At 63.7% G+C, this 15,939-nt stretch carries 14 protein-coding genes and 1 pseudogene; 9 read left to right on the forward strand and 6 right to left on the reverse strand.

Features of this window, described 5'->3' with window-relative positions; translation table 11 throughout:
• Positions 1-77: 77 nt before the first annotated feature.
• A complete protein-coding gene (locus SMIR_RS11060; RefSeq protein WP_212726935.1) occupies positions 78-863 on the reverse strand; it encodes a GntR family transcriptional regulator in 786 nt (261 codons plus the stop codon).
• Between the two features lie 107 nt (positions 864-970).
• Here SMIR_RS11060 and SMIR_RS11065 point away from each other — a divergent pair, with 107 nt between their 5' ends.
• The 6 genes from SMIR_RS11065 to SMIR_RS11090 all read left to right on the forward strand — a co-directional run bounded on the left by SMIR_RS11065 (position 971) and on the right by SMIR_RS11090 (position 6,724).
• Positions 971-1,378 (forward strand): NUDIX hydrolase, encoded by a 408-nt coding sequence (locus tag SMIR_RS11065; RefSeq protein ID WP_212728348.1) that lies wholly within the window; start codon positions 971-973, stop codon positions 1,376-1,378.
• Between the two features lie 46 nt (positions 1,379-1,424).
• The gene (locus SMIR_RS11070; protein ID WP_212726936.1) at positions 1,425-1,853 is read left to right on the forward strand and encodes an ATP-binding protein; all 429 of its coding nucleotides are present in this window, start codon (positions 1,425-1,427) and stop codon (positions 1,851-1,853) included.
• Positions 1,847-2,200 carry a hypothetical protein gene (locus tag SMIR_RS11075; protein ID WP_212726937.1) on the forward strand — a complete coding sequence of 118 codons (354 nt, stop codon included), beginning with the start codon at positions 1,847-1,849 and terminating at the stop codon, positions 2,198-2,200. Before SMIR_RS11070 ends, SMIR_RS11075 begins: the two co-directional genes overlap by 7 nt.
• Entirely contained in the window at positions 2,197-2,574 is a 378-nt protein-coding gene (locus SMIR_RS11080; RefSeq protein ID WP_212726938.1) for a hypothetical protein, read from the forward strand. Before SMIR_RS11075 ends, SMIR_RS11080 begins: the two co-directional genes overlap by 4 nt.
• Positions 2,575-3,046: 472 nt before the next feature.
• Positions 3,047-3,232 carry a hypothetical protein gene (locus tag SMIR_RS11085; protein WP_212726939.1) on the forward strand — a complete coding sequence of 62 codons (186 nt, stop codon included), beginning with the start codon at positions 3,047-3,049 and terminating at the stop codon, positions 3,230-3,232.
• 300 nt (positions 3,233-3,532) lie between these two features.
• Entirely contained in the window at positions 3,533-6,724 is a 3,192-nt protein-coding gene (locus SMIR_RS11090; RefSeq protein ID WP_212726940.1) for a tetratricopeptide repeat protein, read from the forward strand.
• A gap of 1,419 nt (positions 6,725-8,143) precedes the next feature.
• Here the strand turns inward: SMIR_RS11090 and SMIR_RS11095 are convergent.
• Both SMIR_RS11095 and SMIR_RS44295 read right to left on the reverse strand, forming a co-directional pair.
• A pseudogene (locus SMIR_RS11095) lies at positions 8,144-8,461 on the reverse strand (transposase); the annotation flags it as partial.
• Positions 8,462-8,497: 36 nt separating this feature from the next.
• Positions 8,498-8,632, reverse strand: a complete 135-nt coding sequence (locus SMIR_RS44295) for a hypothetical protein (RefSeq protein WP_282190322.1) — start codon at positions 8,630-8,632, stop codon at positions 8,498-8,500.
• A 949-nt stretch (positions 8,633-9,581) separates the two neighbouring features.
• On the opposite strand from SMIR_RS44295, the gene SMIR_RS11105 reads away from it, so the two are divergent.
• The 3 genes from SMIR_RS11105 (at position 9,582) to SMIR_RS11115 (ending at position 11,806) form a co-directional block, all read left to right on the forward strand.
• Positions 9,582-10,592, forward strand: a complete 1,011-nt coding sequence (locus tag SMIR_RS11105; protein ID WP_212726941.1) for a DUF6215 domain-containing protein — start codon at positions 9,582-9,584, stop codon at positions 10,590-10,592.
• The gene (locus SMIR_RS11110) at positions 10,589-10,960 is read left to right on the forward strand and encodes a hypothetical protein (protein WP_168495529.1); all 372 of its coding nucleotides are present in this window, start codon (positions 10,589-10,591) and stop codon (positions 10,958-10,960) included. Before SMIR_RS11105 ends, SMIR_RS11110 begins: the two co-directional genes overlap by 4 nt.
• 573 nt (positions 10,961-11,533) lie before the next feature.
• The gene (locus SMIR_RS11115; protein ID WP_168495527.1) at positions 11,534-11,806 is read left to right on the forward strand and encodes a hypothetical protein; all 273 of its coding nucleotides are present in this window, start codon (positions 11,534-11,536) and stop codon (positions 11,804-11,806) included.
• 296 nt (positions 11,807-12,102) lie between these two features.
• Here the strand turns inward: SMIR_RS11115 and SMIR_RS11120 are convergent, their stop codons facing one another.
• The 3 genes from SMIR_RS11120 to SMIR_RS11130 form a co-directional block, all read right to left on the reverse strand.
• Positions 12,103-13,332: a ricin-type beta-trefoil lectin domain protein gene (locus SMIR_RS11120; protein ID WP_168495525.1), complete on the reverse strand. Its 1,230-nt coding sequence runs from the start codon at positions 13,330-13,332 to the stop codon at positions 12,103-12,105.
• A 570-nt stretch (positions 13,333-13,902) separates the two neighbouring features.
• Complete coding sequence (locus tag SMIR_RS11125) at positions 13,903-14,406, reverse strand: CAP domain-containing protein (RefSeq protein WP_168495523.1); 504 nt, start codon at positions 14,404-14,406, stop codon at positions 13,903-13,905.
• A 517-nt stretch (positions 14,407-14,923) separates the two neighbouring features.
• Complete coding sequence (locus SMIR_RS11130; RefSeq protein WP_248003123.1) at positions 14,924-15,763, reverse strand: patatin-like phospholipase family protein; 840 nt, start codon at positions 15,761-15,763, stop codon at positions 14,924-14,926.
• Positions 15,764-15,939: the final 176 nt, after the last annotated feature.

The raw sequence follows: 15,939 nt of genomic DNA on the forward strand, positions 1-15,939 counted from the left end.
ACAACTTGCCCACTCGTCTATACGAGTATGCCTGTTGGGGTGTACGAGTCCGAAGAAGTGGCCTCGCGCACCGCCGATCAGGTCGCCGGGAGCTGGTAGGAGAGGACGTACGCGTCCGCTGCCATGACCGTGTCACAGACCTCGACGGCCCGCCCCTCCGTGTCGTACGCGGTGCGGATCAGGTGGATCACCGGCACACCGGCAGCCAGCCGGAGTGTCTTGACCTCAGACGGCGCGGGCATCCGGGCGCGGATCTCCTCCTCGAAATGGTCGAGGTGGTGTCCCAGCTCCTCAAGACGGGCGTAGATGCCGCCGGGTCCGGGATTGGGTTCGGCGATCTGAGTGCCGCGCGCGATGTCGAGGGGGAGGTACGAGGTGGCGAACTCGACCGGTCGGCCGTCGAGTAGGTACCGGCGCCGGCGGGCGAGCACGCGCCGTACGGACCCGAGCCGGGTGGAGATGTCCTGACTGGCCTTCTCCTCCTTGACCTCAAGACTGTCGACCTGGGGGTGACTGCCCGCGGCGTCCGCCTCGACGATGAAGGCGGACTTCCCTTGTTCGCGGTGGCGCCGGGCGAACAGGTCGGAGGCCAGCCGACGGACGGGCGGACGCGGCCGGACGAAGACGCCCTTCCCGTGTTCGGCGGCGACCAGGCCCTCGCCCTGGAGGATGGAGAAGGAGTTGCGGACGGTCATCCGGGATACGCCATAGTGCTCGACGAGCTCGGCTTCCGAGGGAAGCTTTTCGCCCTCCTTGAATCGCCCACGGTCGATGGCCTCGCGCAGCTGGTCAGCGATCTGCCGGAACACCGCACGATCGCTCGTGGGGTCCAGATCGCCGAGCAGGGACGGAAGTGAGGTCACGAGTACTCCTTTAGGTATCTAGACGAGTGGGCGAGTGTTGTTGCTACGGTGGAGAGCCTAGCGATCTGAGAGGGCCGAGGAACGTGAGCACTGACCGTCCGCACTCCGTGAGCGTTGCCGGAGTCATCGTCGACGACCAGGGCCGGGCCCTCTTGATCCAGCGGCGCGACAACGGCCAGTGGGAACCTCCGGGCGGCGTTGTCGAGCGGGAGGAAACCCTCCCCGAGGCACTCCAGCGCGAAGTCCTGGAAGAAACCGGCATCAAGATCGCGCTTCCCGCGGCCCTCACCGGCGTCTACAAGAACATGACGGGCCTGATCGTCTCTCTGGTCTTCCGCTGTGAAGCCGCTGACGGCTCGCCCACCACCGGGGACGAGACCCGCGCACTGCGTTGGGTCACCCGCGAAGAAGTCACCGACCTCGCCGACGAGGCATACGCGATCCGCGTCCTGGACGCGCTCGACGCGGCATCCCCGCCGGCCATCCGCGCCCACGACGGCGTGAAACTCGTCTAGCCAGAACCCGCTGCACATGGCGGCCTACCAGCACGAAGGAACTTGTATGCACGAGTATACGAGCACTGCGCGGGTCTGGGGCCTCACTTGCCCAGGTTTCCCAGAAGAGGTCAGCAGGGCCCGCCGCTGGACGCGGGACATCCTGAGCGGCTCGCCGTTGGCCGAGGACGCCGAGTTGATCGTGAGCGAGCTGAGCGCGAACGCGATCCTCCACACCGCCAGCGGACAGCAGTCGGGCAGCTTCCATCTGGCTCTCGCGGTTTCTTCCCAAGTGGTTGCTCTGTCGGTCACAGACGACGGCGGCACCGGAACGGCTCCGAAGGCCGAGCACGCCGACCAGGACGCCACACACGGGCGGGGCCTGGGCATGGTCAGCTTGATTGCCCACCGGGTCGTGATCCACGACAGCCAGGCCGGCCACACGGTCACCGCGGAACTCTTCACGAGCGCCCAGCCGGGAGGTCACCGGTGCTGACGTCGACCACGCCCGAGGACTTAGCCGAAGCGGGGCCGGGACAGGGTGGCGCATACCGCTGCTGGGCCGTGGCGTACCCGCTGCACGAGACCAGCTCGATCCTCCTGGGATCGCACGACGCGACGAGTCCCCGCCTGGCCCTGCGGTGGCTTCGAGAACGCACGAGGAACGTCACAGACCAGCTCGACATGGCCTACGCCCAGCCGGGCCGCTGCTGGCTAAAGGACGAGCGCGAGCACGAACGAGCCCTTACCTACCTGATCACGGGCACGGCCTACCAACTCACCCTGCACGACGAGAACACGCGCTACGTCCTCGTGACCTACCCGCCCGGAGTGACCTCGTGAACGGATACATCCGCGGCTTCTGGTGCGAATGCTGGACCGAAGACCTCACCAAGGCAGACAGTCCGGCCTTTCACAGCTCTTTCGACGCCCACTCGGCTGGCCAGGCGGACCGCTGGATAGCGATCGCACTGCGCACCATCACGCCAGCGCTGGACTCCTGGGCTTCCGACGAGGCCTGGGAGTGGCTGTACGAGGGCCGCATCGAGACGAGGAGAGCTCTCCTGTGCTCGGAGCCCTGCACAGTCACGATCAACCAGGGCGGCACACGCATCACTTGGACGGCTCGACCAGTGCTCTTCCTGCCTTTGGCACACCGACGAAGCATTGAACTTCCGTCCTGCGCATACAACTTCAAGCCCCACGCGACCGACTGAGTTACAACTTTCTCTACTGGTTCAAGGGCCCGCGCAAGCGCGGGCTGGCCCCTTGGGCTCGGCCCCTCTGCGCCTTCGGCGCCGGGGCCGGCCCATGGGGCCGCAGCAAGCAACGGCCCGAGCGTAGAGACCTGCATACACAGCAGTCCCGGTCATAGCTGCCTCCGGCGGGGGCGCTCAGGCTCCGAGATGGAGGGGGCGCCGTTCGCGGGTGCCGGCCGCGAGTGGCGTGCGTGGGGTGCTCCCATCCCGTCTGCCATCGACCCAGGCAGAGCCGAGCAGTCGCGGCCCAGGGCGTCAAGGTCGTTCGTACAGTGGCGCGCTCCACCTTGACGCCCTGAACCACGCCCGCTCCACGGTGTGTGGGCCGACGGCAGACGGGATGGGAGCTGGGGAGAGTGGTGGGTTGAGGTGGGTGGGTCACGGTTGCCCAGCTCGCTACACTGCGGTCTCCGATGGGGAGGAAGACGCCATGCGGGCTGCCCTGGGTTGGATCACGTTCTTCGTCGGCCTCGGTCTCATGTACATGTCCCGCCGAGCGGTATGGGACAAGGAGAACGGCGTCTGGAAGAACGGACGTAGTCCGGGCACCACCGATTGGCGTTGGGCAGTCCCAGGGATCATCATCACGCTGACCGGAATGATCGTTCTTGGGTGACAGCCCTTGTCAAGACCGCGGGCACGGGCTGACACCAGCGGCTGACACCAACAAGCACGGACAGCAGCGGTCGAGGCCGGACGCCGGTGAACGATCGGGCGAGGCGCAGGGGCGGTTGGCCGACGTTGGCAGACCCCCGTGATCGACCTGATAAGGATGAGGCCAGGGTTGTAAAACCCCTGCCCGGAGGGACGCCGTCCTGTCGATGGACGGCGTCCCTCCGGCTTGACTCGGCCGTTGAGACTCCACCGCCCTCGGTAACCTTTCCGCCCCAGCACAGCCAAGCTAGCATCGTCTTTTATGGGGAACCGGGAGAGCTCGAACAATCAGTCGGATGTACCAAGCCCCCTTAGAGGCATCCCAAAAGATCGAAAAAACACCGCCCCCGGAACACGGGCGCGCTTCGAATATCAAGACGAATGCGTTGCTCTATTCATTCTAGATCACCTCTCAGACGATCTAGAGGGAGTACTAATTGAGCACTCTACAGATGTAATCACCCTTCCCACATCCGGACTTCCCGAACTCGTCTCCATTAAGCATCGAGAAGCGAATCGATCAGGAGATTCCTCATGGAGCTGGTCGGCACTCAGAAAAGACAGCGTCCTTAAGGATCTCTACGATGCCTGGTGCGCGGCAGGACGGACCTGCACGGTCGCATTCTGGAGTAATGCCGGATTCTCCGGAACTGGACATGAAATTTGGCGCGTCTGCACGGGAGAAGCCAGCCCGGACGGCACCCTAATCGCCAAGCTAGCAAGCGCCCTTGGGGCAATTGCTTCCGACAGCGAGGAATTCCTTCGGCATCTAAATTTGCCAGCCACACCACTTCCCCGCCGCAATGAGATCAGCGATGTTGGGATCCGGAGAACCGCAAGTTACCTGGAAACGAACGGCCGTAACACCAAGTTCGCCGAGAATAGCTATAAGGCTCTGGTTAGAGCGATTGGCGAGACAGGTACTGAACTACCGCAATCGCGAAGCGGTACTTTCAGATCCATGAGCCCGACGATTCGGGATGACATAATAAACCGACCCGACGTCGAAGGATACTTGTCCGCAGATACACTACGAAACATTATTCTGTTCGAAGCCGACAGGCAGGCAGCATACGAATTAAATAGGACCCCTGTTCGCTCCATTCATGAGGACTCCCTATTCACCGGAAGGTCCCATGAGATGGCACAAATTCGCGACCTCTTGCGCCCTGGCGATGCCGAATATGTCGCGCCTGTCGTAATTCATGGACTCGCAGGAATCGGCAAAAGTTCGCTCGCATCTCATTTTGCAATATCCGAGCAGGACACTCTACGTCCGATCTTCGTGGACGGCAGCACTAAAGCAGGACTGCTTGAGTCTCTTGCCGTGGTATCTGGAGTTCCCGCGAGTACCTCCATGAGTGGCGATTTTGGCGTCTCCAGTACAGAAATTCCTCCGCTAATCGAGTCATCGGCCACTCTTCTAATTATCGACGGAGTGACGGACCCAAGCGTAGTTCGAGGTGTTATACCAAGAAAATCACTGACTCGAATAATCATCACTAGCACAGCGCATCATATCGACGAGGGCTTCCAATACGTTGCCCTAGGGGCGTGGACGGAAGAGGAATCGAAGTCCTTCGTCGCGAAGTCACTGCCGCCGGAACTCGCAGACAACGTCAGCGAACTCTTAGAGCATCTTGCTGGCCATCCTTTGGCCCTCAGCCAAGCGGTCAATTATTGCAATAGTTCACGCATCTCACTCAGCGAATACATCATCCGGCTAGAGTCCCAATCAATAGAACTTCTGAGCCTAGGTGAAGCGAGCAGGCACCCCATCAGCGTAGCCAAGGCAATCCTCCTTGCTTTGGCAGCAGTTGACGAGGCAGGCGGTCAGGCAGGCAGCCTAATTCGCACCCTTTCATTCCTCAGCGCCGAACCGATCCCCGTATCATTCTTTGCCCAAGAACCCATCCGCCCATGGGTAACAAACGGGCATCAAAAGTTGCGGATCAAAAGATTCCCATGGCAAAAAACCAAGCTTCCCGAATGGGGAGGGTGCGCAGATGACGAATCCGGCTGGAATTCCAGAATTGCCCTCTGGGATAATTTGCAACGGGATGAAGCGGTCACATCACTCTGTAAGTATGCGCTATGCAGGATCGATGACGGACACCTGGTAGTGCACCCTCTGGTCCAGCTAATCATCAGAGCGGCCACAAAGGACAAAGTCCCCTGGATCGAATCCGCGATCGGTGTACTAACCGGGGCGCTAATGCCTGCGGAGGAGGAAACCAGGTCCGAGGACATTCCAATGTACCGCTACACAGGCCACACTAGGTCGGCGGTCCGATTCGCATTGATAGAGGATCTTACTGGCCCAGCAGTGATTTTCACAGCCGTCTCCGTTTGCGAGGAGCTACTCACCCTCGGAGATATCGACGGGGCAGTAAACCTAGCTACTGAAATTCATCAAGTAGGCAGAAGGCTCATACCTCAAGGGTTCGTTACTACGACCACCTTCTTCAGGATATCGCAGACGCTGGGTAGCGCACTCGCATACCAGGGCGCCCGTGAAGAAGCAATCGACGTCGCGATGGAAAACATCTCCATTGTGTTGCACCACTATCCGGACGACCTTACGTCCAAGATGTACGCGTACACGGACCTAGGACGAATAGCCTGCCGCCTGCACGATAGCGGCCTTGCAGAGATGGCGCTCAAAAGGATCCCGGATCCAACTTCAGAGGAGGATCCGCAGATCGCAGAGGTCCAAATATGGACCCGCCTAATGACGGCTCACATCAAATTTAGAATTCTTCTCCTTCTAAACAGAGACGAAGAGGCGTCGCAGGTCAACCTGTGGTGCCTACGGAAGATCACCGAGAGGCAACTCAGTGAGGATCGAAATTCGATCTCAGCCGCTATATACGGTGACGCTGCCGCCCTTGCGCTCCATCGCAACAATACGGGAGATCGTCTTCAACACCAGAAGGCAGTTGTGGAGCAACTGGCAAATAGCGTTACCCGCAGCGTGGTCTACATGGAGAACGTACTCGAACTGGCCGACTCGTACCTAGACGAAGCGAACGTCGCGGAGGCAACCCCTCTCCTTGAAGAAGTGGAGCGTTTCCTCGCTACAATACCTAGCGGAAGCGATCTACTGAATTCAAAATACCTCTCCTGCCGTGGACGGATACTACTTCTTTCGTGTCAGCCTGGCGACAAATCGTTGTATCGAGCGAGGCAAGATATGATGCAAGCCATCGAGATAATGGACAGGATTCCTAACGCCGCGCCGCTACCGGCGACTCTCTTGCATTTGGCTCGGACGCATTCCCTAATGGGAGATGAACAACAGGCTCTCGAAATTGCAAACAGGGCACTCCAGATAGACCTCGATCGGTATGGCCCTGACCATAGCGAGACTCGGATGGACGAACAGATTATTTCCGTCCTTCCCCTCGAAGCTATGGTGGCACGAAGGTTCATGCGCATGAACCGGAGACCTTAGCCTCAAAGGGGCCCGTCGTGTGATCCGCATGGGGCGATCTTTGGCCAGGACGCCCAGAATCCAGCCGGCCTCCGACTCCGTGGACCATCCGTGGACAGGTTGCCTGTGTCAGGGCGGTTACACATCGCCTGACCAGGAGAAACGCAGCCATCTGAAAGGCCCTCCGGAGCCGTGTGCGCAGGTTCGAATCCTGCCGGGGGCACTCGCCACACAGCCAGCTTGAATCAAGCGCTGAGCTGGGCGGATGCCTAGATGCGAGAGCGGGAGTCAGTCTCACTGACTCCCGCTCTTTCTCGTTCTCTCTCACTGTTCGCGCACCATCTGCGATACACGCGACACACCAGGTGTGGACGCCATGCGGCCGCAGAAGGATGCGGCCACGCCCAAGCCGAAGAGTTTCACTGACGCAGATACCTAGGCCTGGAGACTTGTTCAGTGGCCAGGATGGTGCCGCTGGCACTCAGGGGCTGGCGTCCGCCGTGGTGATGGCGGTATCGCTATATGCCTCCGGGAGTGGTATGCGAGTTGGTGGGCGATTTATTTTCACCTGAACCTATTGGGCTTCGGCATTCCAACCGTCCTGGCCGCTGGAGTCCGTATTCCTTGCCCTACACTTCGACGGTTGCCGCGAACTGCCGCACTCGATAAAGTGCGGCAACTCCAGTGATCATCACCAGAGGGGAACCAGGACGGGCTAACCTCCAGTGGGGACGGTGTTGCGAAGAGTGGCGGAAAACCACCGTCCGCGCATCAGGGCCGACGCGGTAAGCCTGATCATGCTCCGATGAAACCGGCGCTGTTGATACGTGAAGGCATGGCGAACACTAATCGCGCAGCATTCTTCAAGAGGAAAGCCCGACATGGCTCCGGCGAGGCCTTTCGCCCTTAGCAAAAATTAGGAGAACACGTGAAAAGTCGATCAAAGTTCATGACTGTCGTAGCGGCCGCCGCCGCCGCATGGGCGGTCGCAGTTTCTCCCGCATCTGCGGCAAGTGCCGAAACCGATGTCACCGAATCCAGCACCGGTGGTACCGCTCTCACATTCAGTGCATGCCGAGTATCGTCGTACGGGCAGGGCTGCTTCGCCCCAAATGGGGACTGGTTCTCAGTGGAGGATGGCAAGGCAGACGGTCACTCTGCTGTCGTGTACTGGGAGCTGTACAAAAAAGACTCTGCCGGTAATTTCACCGTCCTAACTCGGTGGGGCACCATCTGGAACACCAGGGGCAATGGCACCATCGGCTACCAGAACAAGACGTTCCCTGATGGTCTTAAGGTCAAGTTTCAACTGTGTGTCGGAGAGTACGCGGACCTCGCGGTGGATGCCAACACCTGCACTAGCATGGTGACCACAGCGAGCTAAAGGTTTCGGTGGGTGCTTCCCCGCCTCATCGGGGAAGCACCCACTTTGACGTCATTTCATTTGGCGATGCGGGCGATGCGGCGGTGGCATATGAGGGTCGCGGCGATGGCGGTAAGGGCGAGGAAGTGTTCGGACTTGCGCTCGTAGCGGCCGTGAAGGCGTCGACAGCCGGACAGCCAGGACCCGGTCCGTTCCACGACGCAGCGGCGCCGGCCCGCACGTCGGGATGACTCGATGCCTTTGCAGGCGAGGCGACGTCTGATCCCGCGAGCGGCGAGCCATCGTCGCAGGTGCCTGGAGCCGTAACCCTTGTCTCCGTGCAGTTTGCCGGGCCTGCGAAGACCGCCCGGCCCGGCCGGACGATGGGAGCGGATCCGCTGGCCCCCTCCGGCATCGCCGGGGCCAGCGACCTAGTGATCTGGTCCGGAGATCCTGTCGCAGTAGCGGCAGATCCGGTCGATGATCTGGTCGGCTGTCTTGGTCCAGCGGAACGGGCGGGCCTGTTCGTTCCAGACCTCGATCCCCGGAGACCCGGACCGAGCCATCCCCCTACTGGAGGCCACCGTCACCCAGTACGAGCAGACGCTGGGCGACACCCACCCCGACACCCTGCAAAGCCGCCACAGCCTCGTCGACGCCCGAGAAGAAGCCGAGACCGCACGAGAATCAGGCACAGGAACCGTGCCAGCCGACCGTAACCACGAGCACCCCTTACACCTGCCCGAGCAACCAGAGTGACCGTCAGCAACCGGTCTAGCACGGTTCACAGAAGCAGCCGCCGTCGGATCGGAGAGTGACCAACGGGCCATCCGGCGGTTCGGGTCTGACTCCAGCGTGTGTTGCAGGACGCGAGTCCCCAAAAAATGTTGGAGCGCGTCGGCGAAGCTGACCTCTCAATCTCCGCAGGAGCCGAAGGCGACTCCAGATCTACTGTGACTCACTCGAACGTGCCCTCGCCCCACTACGGACCCGCTCCCTAACCGATACGCACTATCTGCGATACACGAGGGCATCGCACGCCTTCAACGATCAAGGAACTCGCTGCTCAGGGAGCGTTCGCAAGTCGAACTCTGATTGTGCTCCGGAGCCGTGTGCGCAGGTTCGAATCCTGCCGGGGGCACAGAAGCCGGACCAGCGCGATCAACCCGCTGACCAGCCAAAGTGCCAGACGATAAGAGCCGGACCCAGTCCTACTGGGTCCGGCTCTTTGTCATTGTTACGCACTGATCGCGAGTGAGCAGCGAGTGGGTTTCAGGAACCTGAAGGCCAGTAGCGGACGGCGGGTCACGGGCGTGCTGTGGGTGTCCGAGCTCAGGGCAGTGGAGTGGTCGAGAACATCAGGCATCTTTGGCTCAGCACTGGCACTCGCTGTCGTCCCGATAGCCGATCTCGGAAGCGTCGGCTTGGCGGCTCTTGCTTCGGCAGGCCCTGCACGTGCCCGGAACTGTGGCTTCCATCATGGCGAATGTGATCTTGTCCTGGTGAGATCGCCGGATGCTCGGTTTCCTCCTCCGTCTCCTGCCGTTTTGGGTCCGCGAGCCCCTGCTCATCGCGGTCGGGTCTGTTCTCGGCGTACGCATCATGTATCTCGCCGTCCGCGATCACGATCGGGTCGCGGCCGGTCTCGGCGTGGTGTTCCTCGTGTTCACCGCAATACGTGTCTACGCGGTGATCCGGGCCCTGCGCGCACGCCGGAACCCGAGTCCGACAGCCTCCGCAGACCGGGCGGCAGTTGATGCTGCCGCCCAGCCCCAGCCTCAGGCCCAGGCCGGAACCGGGCCGCGTCCCAGCCCGGGCACTCCGGAGAAGGAGCACAACGCATGGAGCCAGGCCGTCGCGGCCGTGGCCGTGTTCGGGGCACTCGCGGCCGCGCTGTGGGTGGCCCCACGCTTCATGCCGTCCGGCGACAACGCCCCGCAGCTCGCCTCGTGTTCGGGCGGGGCACACGAGGAGCTTCCGAAGGCCTACAAGGACACGCCCCAGCCTGTGACCGGTGAAGAGCTGTGCAAGGCGCTCAACCGGCCAGACCTGGCCAAGCTCCTTGGAACGCCTGGAGAGACCGCGACCACTGTTTCCAGCACCAACAACACCGCTCCTCTGACTGATGGAAAGGTCGCCCAACCGGAGGCCGAGGTCACGTTCGACACGTACACCGTGAATGTCTCGGCCACTTACAACGAGCTGTCGACCGCCCAGTACGTGAAGCTGATGAAGTTCGGGGATGAGAAGGACATCAAGACGCTCACGGTTCTCGGTCGGCCCGCGGTCCTCTCCTCGGATCACACCATGAAGCTCGAGATCAATCTCGGGAGTGGCGGATCCGGCGGACCCGTCGAACAAGGCCCCCTGGCCAGGACGCTGTCCGTGGCCCTGGACCGTAATGACCGAGGCGGCTACTGCGACATCACCGTGTGGAGCACGTCCGGAGCCCTCCCGAACGACAGCGTTCTCCTCAACATCGCCGAGAAGGTTCTTCCGAGGATCCCCGAACGACCTGTCCGATGAGACGCCGAAAAGCGATGGATGGCCTCGGGAGAGTTGCCCGCACGGCGGGCGACCTCCGCTACCGGAACCCGCTGGAGACCCCTCGCGAGACCGCGCTGGAACTGGCCACCGAGGACGGCGCCCCACCGCCCGAGCCGCTGCCGCACAGCTACCGCGAGATCCTCGCCCTCTTCGAGCAGAACGGGGACGGGCCGCGCGCCAGGGATGTCTGCCGCACCCTCGGCCTCGGCACCGAGCCGCGGCACACCGAAGGCATGCGCGCCAAGCTGAAAAGCCCGGTCAACCGCGACATCCCCGCCGAACCCGAACCCAGCCTGTTCACCCTTACCCAGCCGACACCGGACACCCCGGAGACCGACTCAAGCTGACGGCAGACGAAGACCCACAGAACACCCACTCAGTGATCGAGCCAGGCTGCGTCACCGTCCTCATCAAGTGCCTTTGCGATCTTCGCGTTGGCTGCTTCCTCGTGACCATCGACGTAAGTGGTATCGACGACGGATCACTTCCGGCGAGTTACCCACCCGGCGGCGACCTCAGCGATCGGAACCCCGGCGTTCAGCCACGCGTAGTACACGCGTGCCGCAGGTCGCAGGGGCGCCCAGCCAACGGCTTCACGTCGAGGGACCAAGGCGAGACGCGGTACTGGTCGTGGTCGTACCGCGGTCGCCGGGCACAGCGTCGGGGCGGCGCCTGGGCCGGCACGTTTGCCCCGCACCGGTGGGACCGCCCGGACGAGCGGAATGAGCCGGTTAGGAGTGTCCCGCCGTCGGGCCGCAGTGCGCGCGGCGGCGGGTTGTTCTAGCGTCGAACAGAGGAGGGGCAGTCCTGCCGAGCCGCCGGGTGGGGGCCCGAGGCCACGGTCGTACGCCGGGCGCGTCCGCTGCTCGGCGCCTTGAATCCGCGAATCCCCGACCAGCCCCGGAGAGCAGGTGCCTGCCATGCACACGGCGGCCCGTATCACCGGTGTCCTCACCGGTTTGACCCTCACACTCGGCGGCGTGGCCTTCGCCGCCCCCGCCGCCCACGCGGACATCCCGGCCTGCACGAACATGGTCAAACAAACAGGCGTCGAAGTCTCGGACGCCGTCAGAATCGCGTGCACCCAAGGTGTGCACGGTGACCTGCAGGGCTGTGCGAGCGCCCTGACCCAGGTCGGCACGCCGGGCGGCGCCGCGAGCGGTGCCTGCCGACTGGCGGCCAACCCCCCGTGACGGCCGCTGCCGGCATACGCCACCTCGGGCGTCGCGGGCGAGGTAGATCTTCGTTGCCAGTCCGCCGCAGGACCCGACCGCCGCTCGCCGCACCGGGGCAGGACTCTTTCGGGGCACTCGCCAGGGATCAGCAGAAAGCAAGGGCTGACCAGGACGGATGCCGATGCGAGAGAGCGGGAGTCGGATTTGCCGGCTCCCGCTCTTTCTTGTTGTGTCTCGCTGTTCGCGACACACCTCCGGCACACCTTCGGACGGACGGACGTATGAAGCGCCCCCTGTGGCCTAGAGCCTGCGGCTCAGCCGACCGTCCACTTCTGGTTGGCGCCGCCCGAGCAGGTCCAGATCTGCAGCCGGGTGCCGTTGGCCGAGTTGTTGCCCGTCACGTCCAGACATTTGTTCGCCTGCGGGTTCACGATGTCGTTCGCCGAGGAGACGGCCCACTTCTGGTTCGGTCCGCCCGCGCAGTCCCACAACTGGACCGTCGAGCCGTCCGCCGTCCCGTTGCCGGTGACGTCGAGGCACTTGCCGAGCGCGCGGATCGTCCCGTCCGAGCCGACGGTCCACTGCTGGGCGGCGGTGCCGTTGCAGTCGTAGAGCTGTACGGGGGTGCCGTTGGCGGAGTTCGCCGCGGCGACGTCCACGCACTTCCCGGCGAGCCCTCTGATCGCGACGCCGGCGGCCGTGTCGCCCGTGGTCACCGACACCGAGTCCACCAGTAGTTGCTGCGGGAAGGCGGTGGAGCTGTCCGGGTCGCCCGGCCAGTAGCCGCCCACCGCCAGGTTCAGGATCAGGAAGAACGGCTTGTTGAACACCCAGGCCTTGCCGCTCAGGTCGGCGGGTGTGCGCCGCTGGTAGACGGTCCCGTCCACCGACCATGTGATCGAGTCGGGAGCCCAGTCCACGGCGAAGGTGTGGAAGGCGTCGGCGAAGGCCTGGCCGCCGGGCAGGGAGTAGGCCGCGCCTATGCCGCCCGAGCCGGAGTAGCCCGGGCCGTGGATCGTGCCGTGGACCGTGGAGGGCTCGTAGCCGACGTTCTCCATGACGTCGATCTCGCCCGAGTCCGGCCAGTTGACCGGTGTGCCGAGCATCCAGAACGCGGGCCACATGCCCTGCCCGCGCGGGATCTTCATCCGGGCCTCGACGTGCCCGTACTGGGCGTTGAACTTCCCGGCCGTGTTCAGACGGGCCGATGTGTACTGGCAAGTCCCGTACCAGCACTGGTAGTTGGCCGGGTTCTCCCGGCGGGCCGTGATGACCAGATGCCCCTGACCGTCCAGGGCTGCATTTTTGTTGCCCGACGTGTAGTACTGCCGCTCGTGGTTGTTGACGTTGTCGCCGGTCTCGATCTGCCACTTCGAGGAGTCGACGGCCGCTCCGGCGGGCCCGTCGAAAGTGTCGGAGAACGTCACGGCGGCGGCCCCGACACTCGGGGTGTCCGCCCGTGCCGGGCCGATCGCGGCGGTCGCGACCAACATGGCGGAGAGGGCGGCGAGGAGACATCTGCGGAGCGATCGTGGCGAGACCACGGCTCTCCCTTCCGGCGCACGGGTGCGCCGAGCGAGGTGGGGGGTGAGTGCGTCGCCTCTTGATTTAAGAAGTGAGATAAGGGGGCGTCAATAGTTTGGTACGGACCAAATGCTGAAGGGGTGAGGTGCGTCATGCCGTATTCGGCGTCAACGATGCCCGGCGACGGCGACCCCCTTGAGGCATACCTGCATGATTGCCTCACCCCAGCCGTCGGTACCAGGGCCGCCCTGCGATTCGAGGGAGGCAACTGTGCGCGAGCGACGGCCAGTTGACTCCTCGAACAACCCAAGGCCCGGGGGCCGCTACGAAGAGAAGCTCAGGCTCCCCGAGGACCATGCGCAAGGGCCCCGTGTCCTCCTTGGGGCGTCGGCGATCCGTACGTCAGTACTCCGCCGTCGACTTCATCGGCTTCCTCGTAACGCACGAGCGCACGGAGGTTGCTCACCAGACGCGCGTGCGTATGTTTGGTGCCTGAGTGGTCCTTTCCGACCGCGCGTGAATGTCCCGGTACAGGGTCAGCGCCATCCGGTGCCACCCCAGCCCGACCTGTCTGCACGATGCCGCCGGAGTCAGGGCGCGTACTGGCACACCGTGATCGACCCGGTGGGAACGCCGCTCCTGGTGCCGCAGCCGATCTTCCCGTAGCTCTCGTTGATCATGTTGTAGTAGTGACCCCATTTCTGGTAGCCGGGGCTGTCGGTGTCATGGTTGGGGTCGGCCTCGTAGGCAGCCTTCTCGCTTGCCCATCGGCCTGTGGCCGAGGACGCCGGAGAGGACGAAATGTTTTCAGCGGCATTGCTCGTCGGACCATGGTGCAGCTTGCCGCCCGCAGTGGATGCCGGGTCGTCCGCCCAGTCCTGGGCTGCCTTGGCGAGCGAGTCGTCCCAGGTCAAAGGCGACTGGCCGGCCTGTTGGCGCACGCTGTTGGTCTCGGAGACGATGGCGTGTTGATCGGAGGGGCCGACGTTGGAGACGGTCGCGGAAGCGCCCGTCTCCAATACCGTGCCACCGGTCAACAGCACCGCTGCGACGACGGTCGCGGCGCGACGGTGCAGCAGAAAGAGGTTCTTCATTGCGACTCCCTGGCCGCACGGAAAACAGCAAACTCCCTGGCCGCAAAGGAAACAGCAGCGGCGAGAAGGCCTGCTGGGGAGTGTCGGCGTGGAGCACGGCCGCCACGGAAGCGAGCCGCACCGCCGACTCATGCCGTGGCCAGACAGCCATCGGCGACAAAATGGTCTCGTCGGCGGCCGCATGACCGCATTCGGTACGACCAGCCTATCCCCGGGGCGCCTGTGCAACGAACGGAGACGGCGACCGGGGAAACAGCTGGGTTGCGGGGAAGTGCGGCTGAGTATCCAAGGACGTGACTCGATTACGGACGCGGCGAGTTCGACGCATGCGGCATTGGGTCCGGCTCCGCGTTGTGGCGAAGGTTGTGCCGAGGCGATCGGGCAGGAGGACTGGGAGCCCAGCGACGGACTCAAGATCGAACTCGGTAGATCGAAATTGGTAGATCGAACTCGGTAGATCGAAATTGGTAGATCGAACTCGGTAGATCGAAATTGGTAGATCGAACTCGGTAGAGGCTCAGCCGTGCCAGATGGCTCGGACCTCTTCGGCGTACTCGGCCGCCTGGCGTAGCCCTGCCTGGGCCGCGCCCGGAATGCGGGACGCGTCCAGGGCGTTGCGGCCGAACGCTCGGCGAGCCGCTCGGTCCGGGACCAGCAGGGCGGCCCGGGTGCCGCCCGCCTCCAGGGAGGCCACCTGGTCGAAGGCGCTCGGGGTCGCACCCGGCACGGTGGGGATCGGGGCCAGGACCACAACCCGTCGGCAGTCGTGTGCCAAGTCGGCGTTGGTCGTGGAGCGTACGCCCCCGTCCATCCAGCGGCCCGCCCCGATCGCGATCGGCGGGAACAGCGGCGGCAGGGCGCACGTGGCCGACATCGCCGTCACCAGGTCGACCCCGCTGTCGGCGCCGAAGCCGGCCGGCTCGCCGGTGAGCGCGTCCACCGCGAACAGCCGCACGGGCCGCTCCGGCCAGTCCCGAACCGGCAGTTGGGGGCGGATCGCGTCGAAGACGTCGGCCTCCGTCACGTCGCGCACGTTCAGGGAGAGCCGGCCCAGCCGCTTGACCACGGTCGCCGGATCGCGCGAACCGAGCGCGGCCCACAGGTACTTGACCATCATGACGAAGGTGAAGTCCACCTCCATCATGGCTCGCTTCCGGGCGACCTGTACCTCGTACAAGTCGGCGGGCGCCGCCCCTGCTGCCAGTTCCACGGCGAGCAGCGAGCCGGCCGACGTGCCGGCGAGCACGTCGGCACCGCCGAGGTCCAGCCCGGCGTCGGCCAGTCCCGCCAGCATGCCGACCTGCCATGCGTACGCGGTCAGGCCGCCCCCGCCCAACACCAGCGCCGTATCCGTCACGTCCACCCTCCCCACTAACGGGGACTGATCCCCGTTTCCCACCCCGACGCTAGCATGGAAACGGGGAGCGTTCCCCGCTTCTGCCCGATCCGCATCCACTCCGCGACTCGCACACCCGTCCGCCGCTCGAGCGGACCCGCGCGGGGTGACCGGCCGACAGGGATGTGCGATGAAAT

This window comes from Streptomyces mirabilis, assembly GCF_018310535.1.
In the GTDB taxonomy this organism is placed as follows: domain Bacteria; phylum Actinomycetota; class Actinomycetes; order Streptomycetales; family Streptomycetaceae; genus Streptomyces.

Bases quoted from the DNA above. Each gene is read 5' to 3' on its own strand.
- SMIR_RS11070 (WP_212726936.1), top strand. From the start codon at position 1,425: ATGCACGAGTATACGAGCACTGCGCGGGTCTGGGGCCTCACTTGCCCA.
- SMIR_RS11085 (WP_212726939.1), top strand. From the start codon at position 3,047: ATGCGGGCTGCCCTGGGTTGGATCACGTTCTTCGTCGGCCTCGGTCTC.
- SMIR_RS11090 (WP_212726940.1), top strand. From the start codon at position 3,533: ATGGGGAACCGGGAGAGCTCGAACAATCAGTCGGATGTACCAAGCCCC.
- SMIR_RS44295 (WP_282190322.1), bottom strand. From the start codon at position 8,632: ATGGCTCGGTCCGGGTCTCCGGGGATCGAGGTCTGGAACGAACAGGCC.
- SMIR_RS11105 (WP_212726941.1), top strand. From the start codon at position 9,582: ATGCTCGGTTTCCTCCTCCGTCTCCTGCCGTTTTGGGTCCGCGAGCCC.
- SMIR_RS11110 (WP_168495529.1), top strand. From the start codon at position 10,589: ATGAGACGCCGAAAAGCGATGGATGGCCTCGGGAGAGTTGCCCGCACG.
- SMIR_RS11115 (WP_168495527.1), top strand. From the start codon at position 11,534: ATGCACACGGCGGCCCGTATCACCGGTGTCCTCACCGGTTTGACCCTC.
- SMIR_RS11125 (WP_168495523.1), bottom strand. From the start codon at position 14,406: ATGAAGAACCTCTTTCTGCTGCACCGTCGCGCCGCGACCGTCGTCGCA.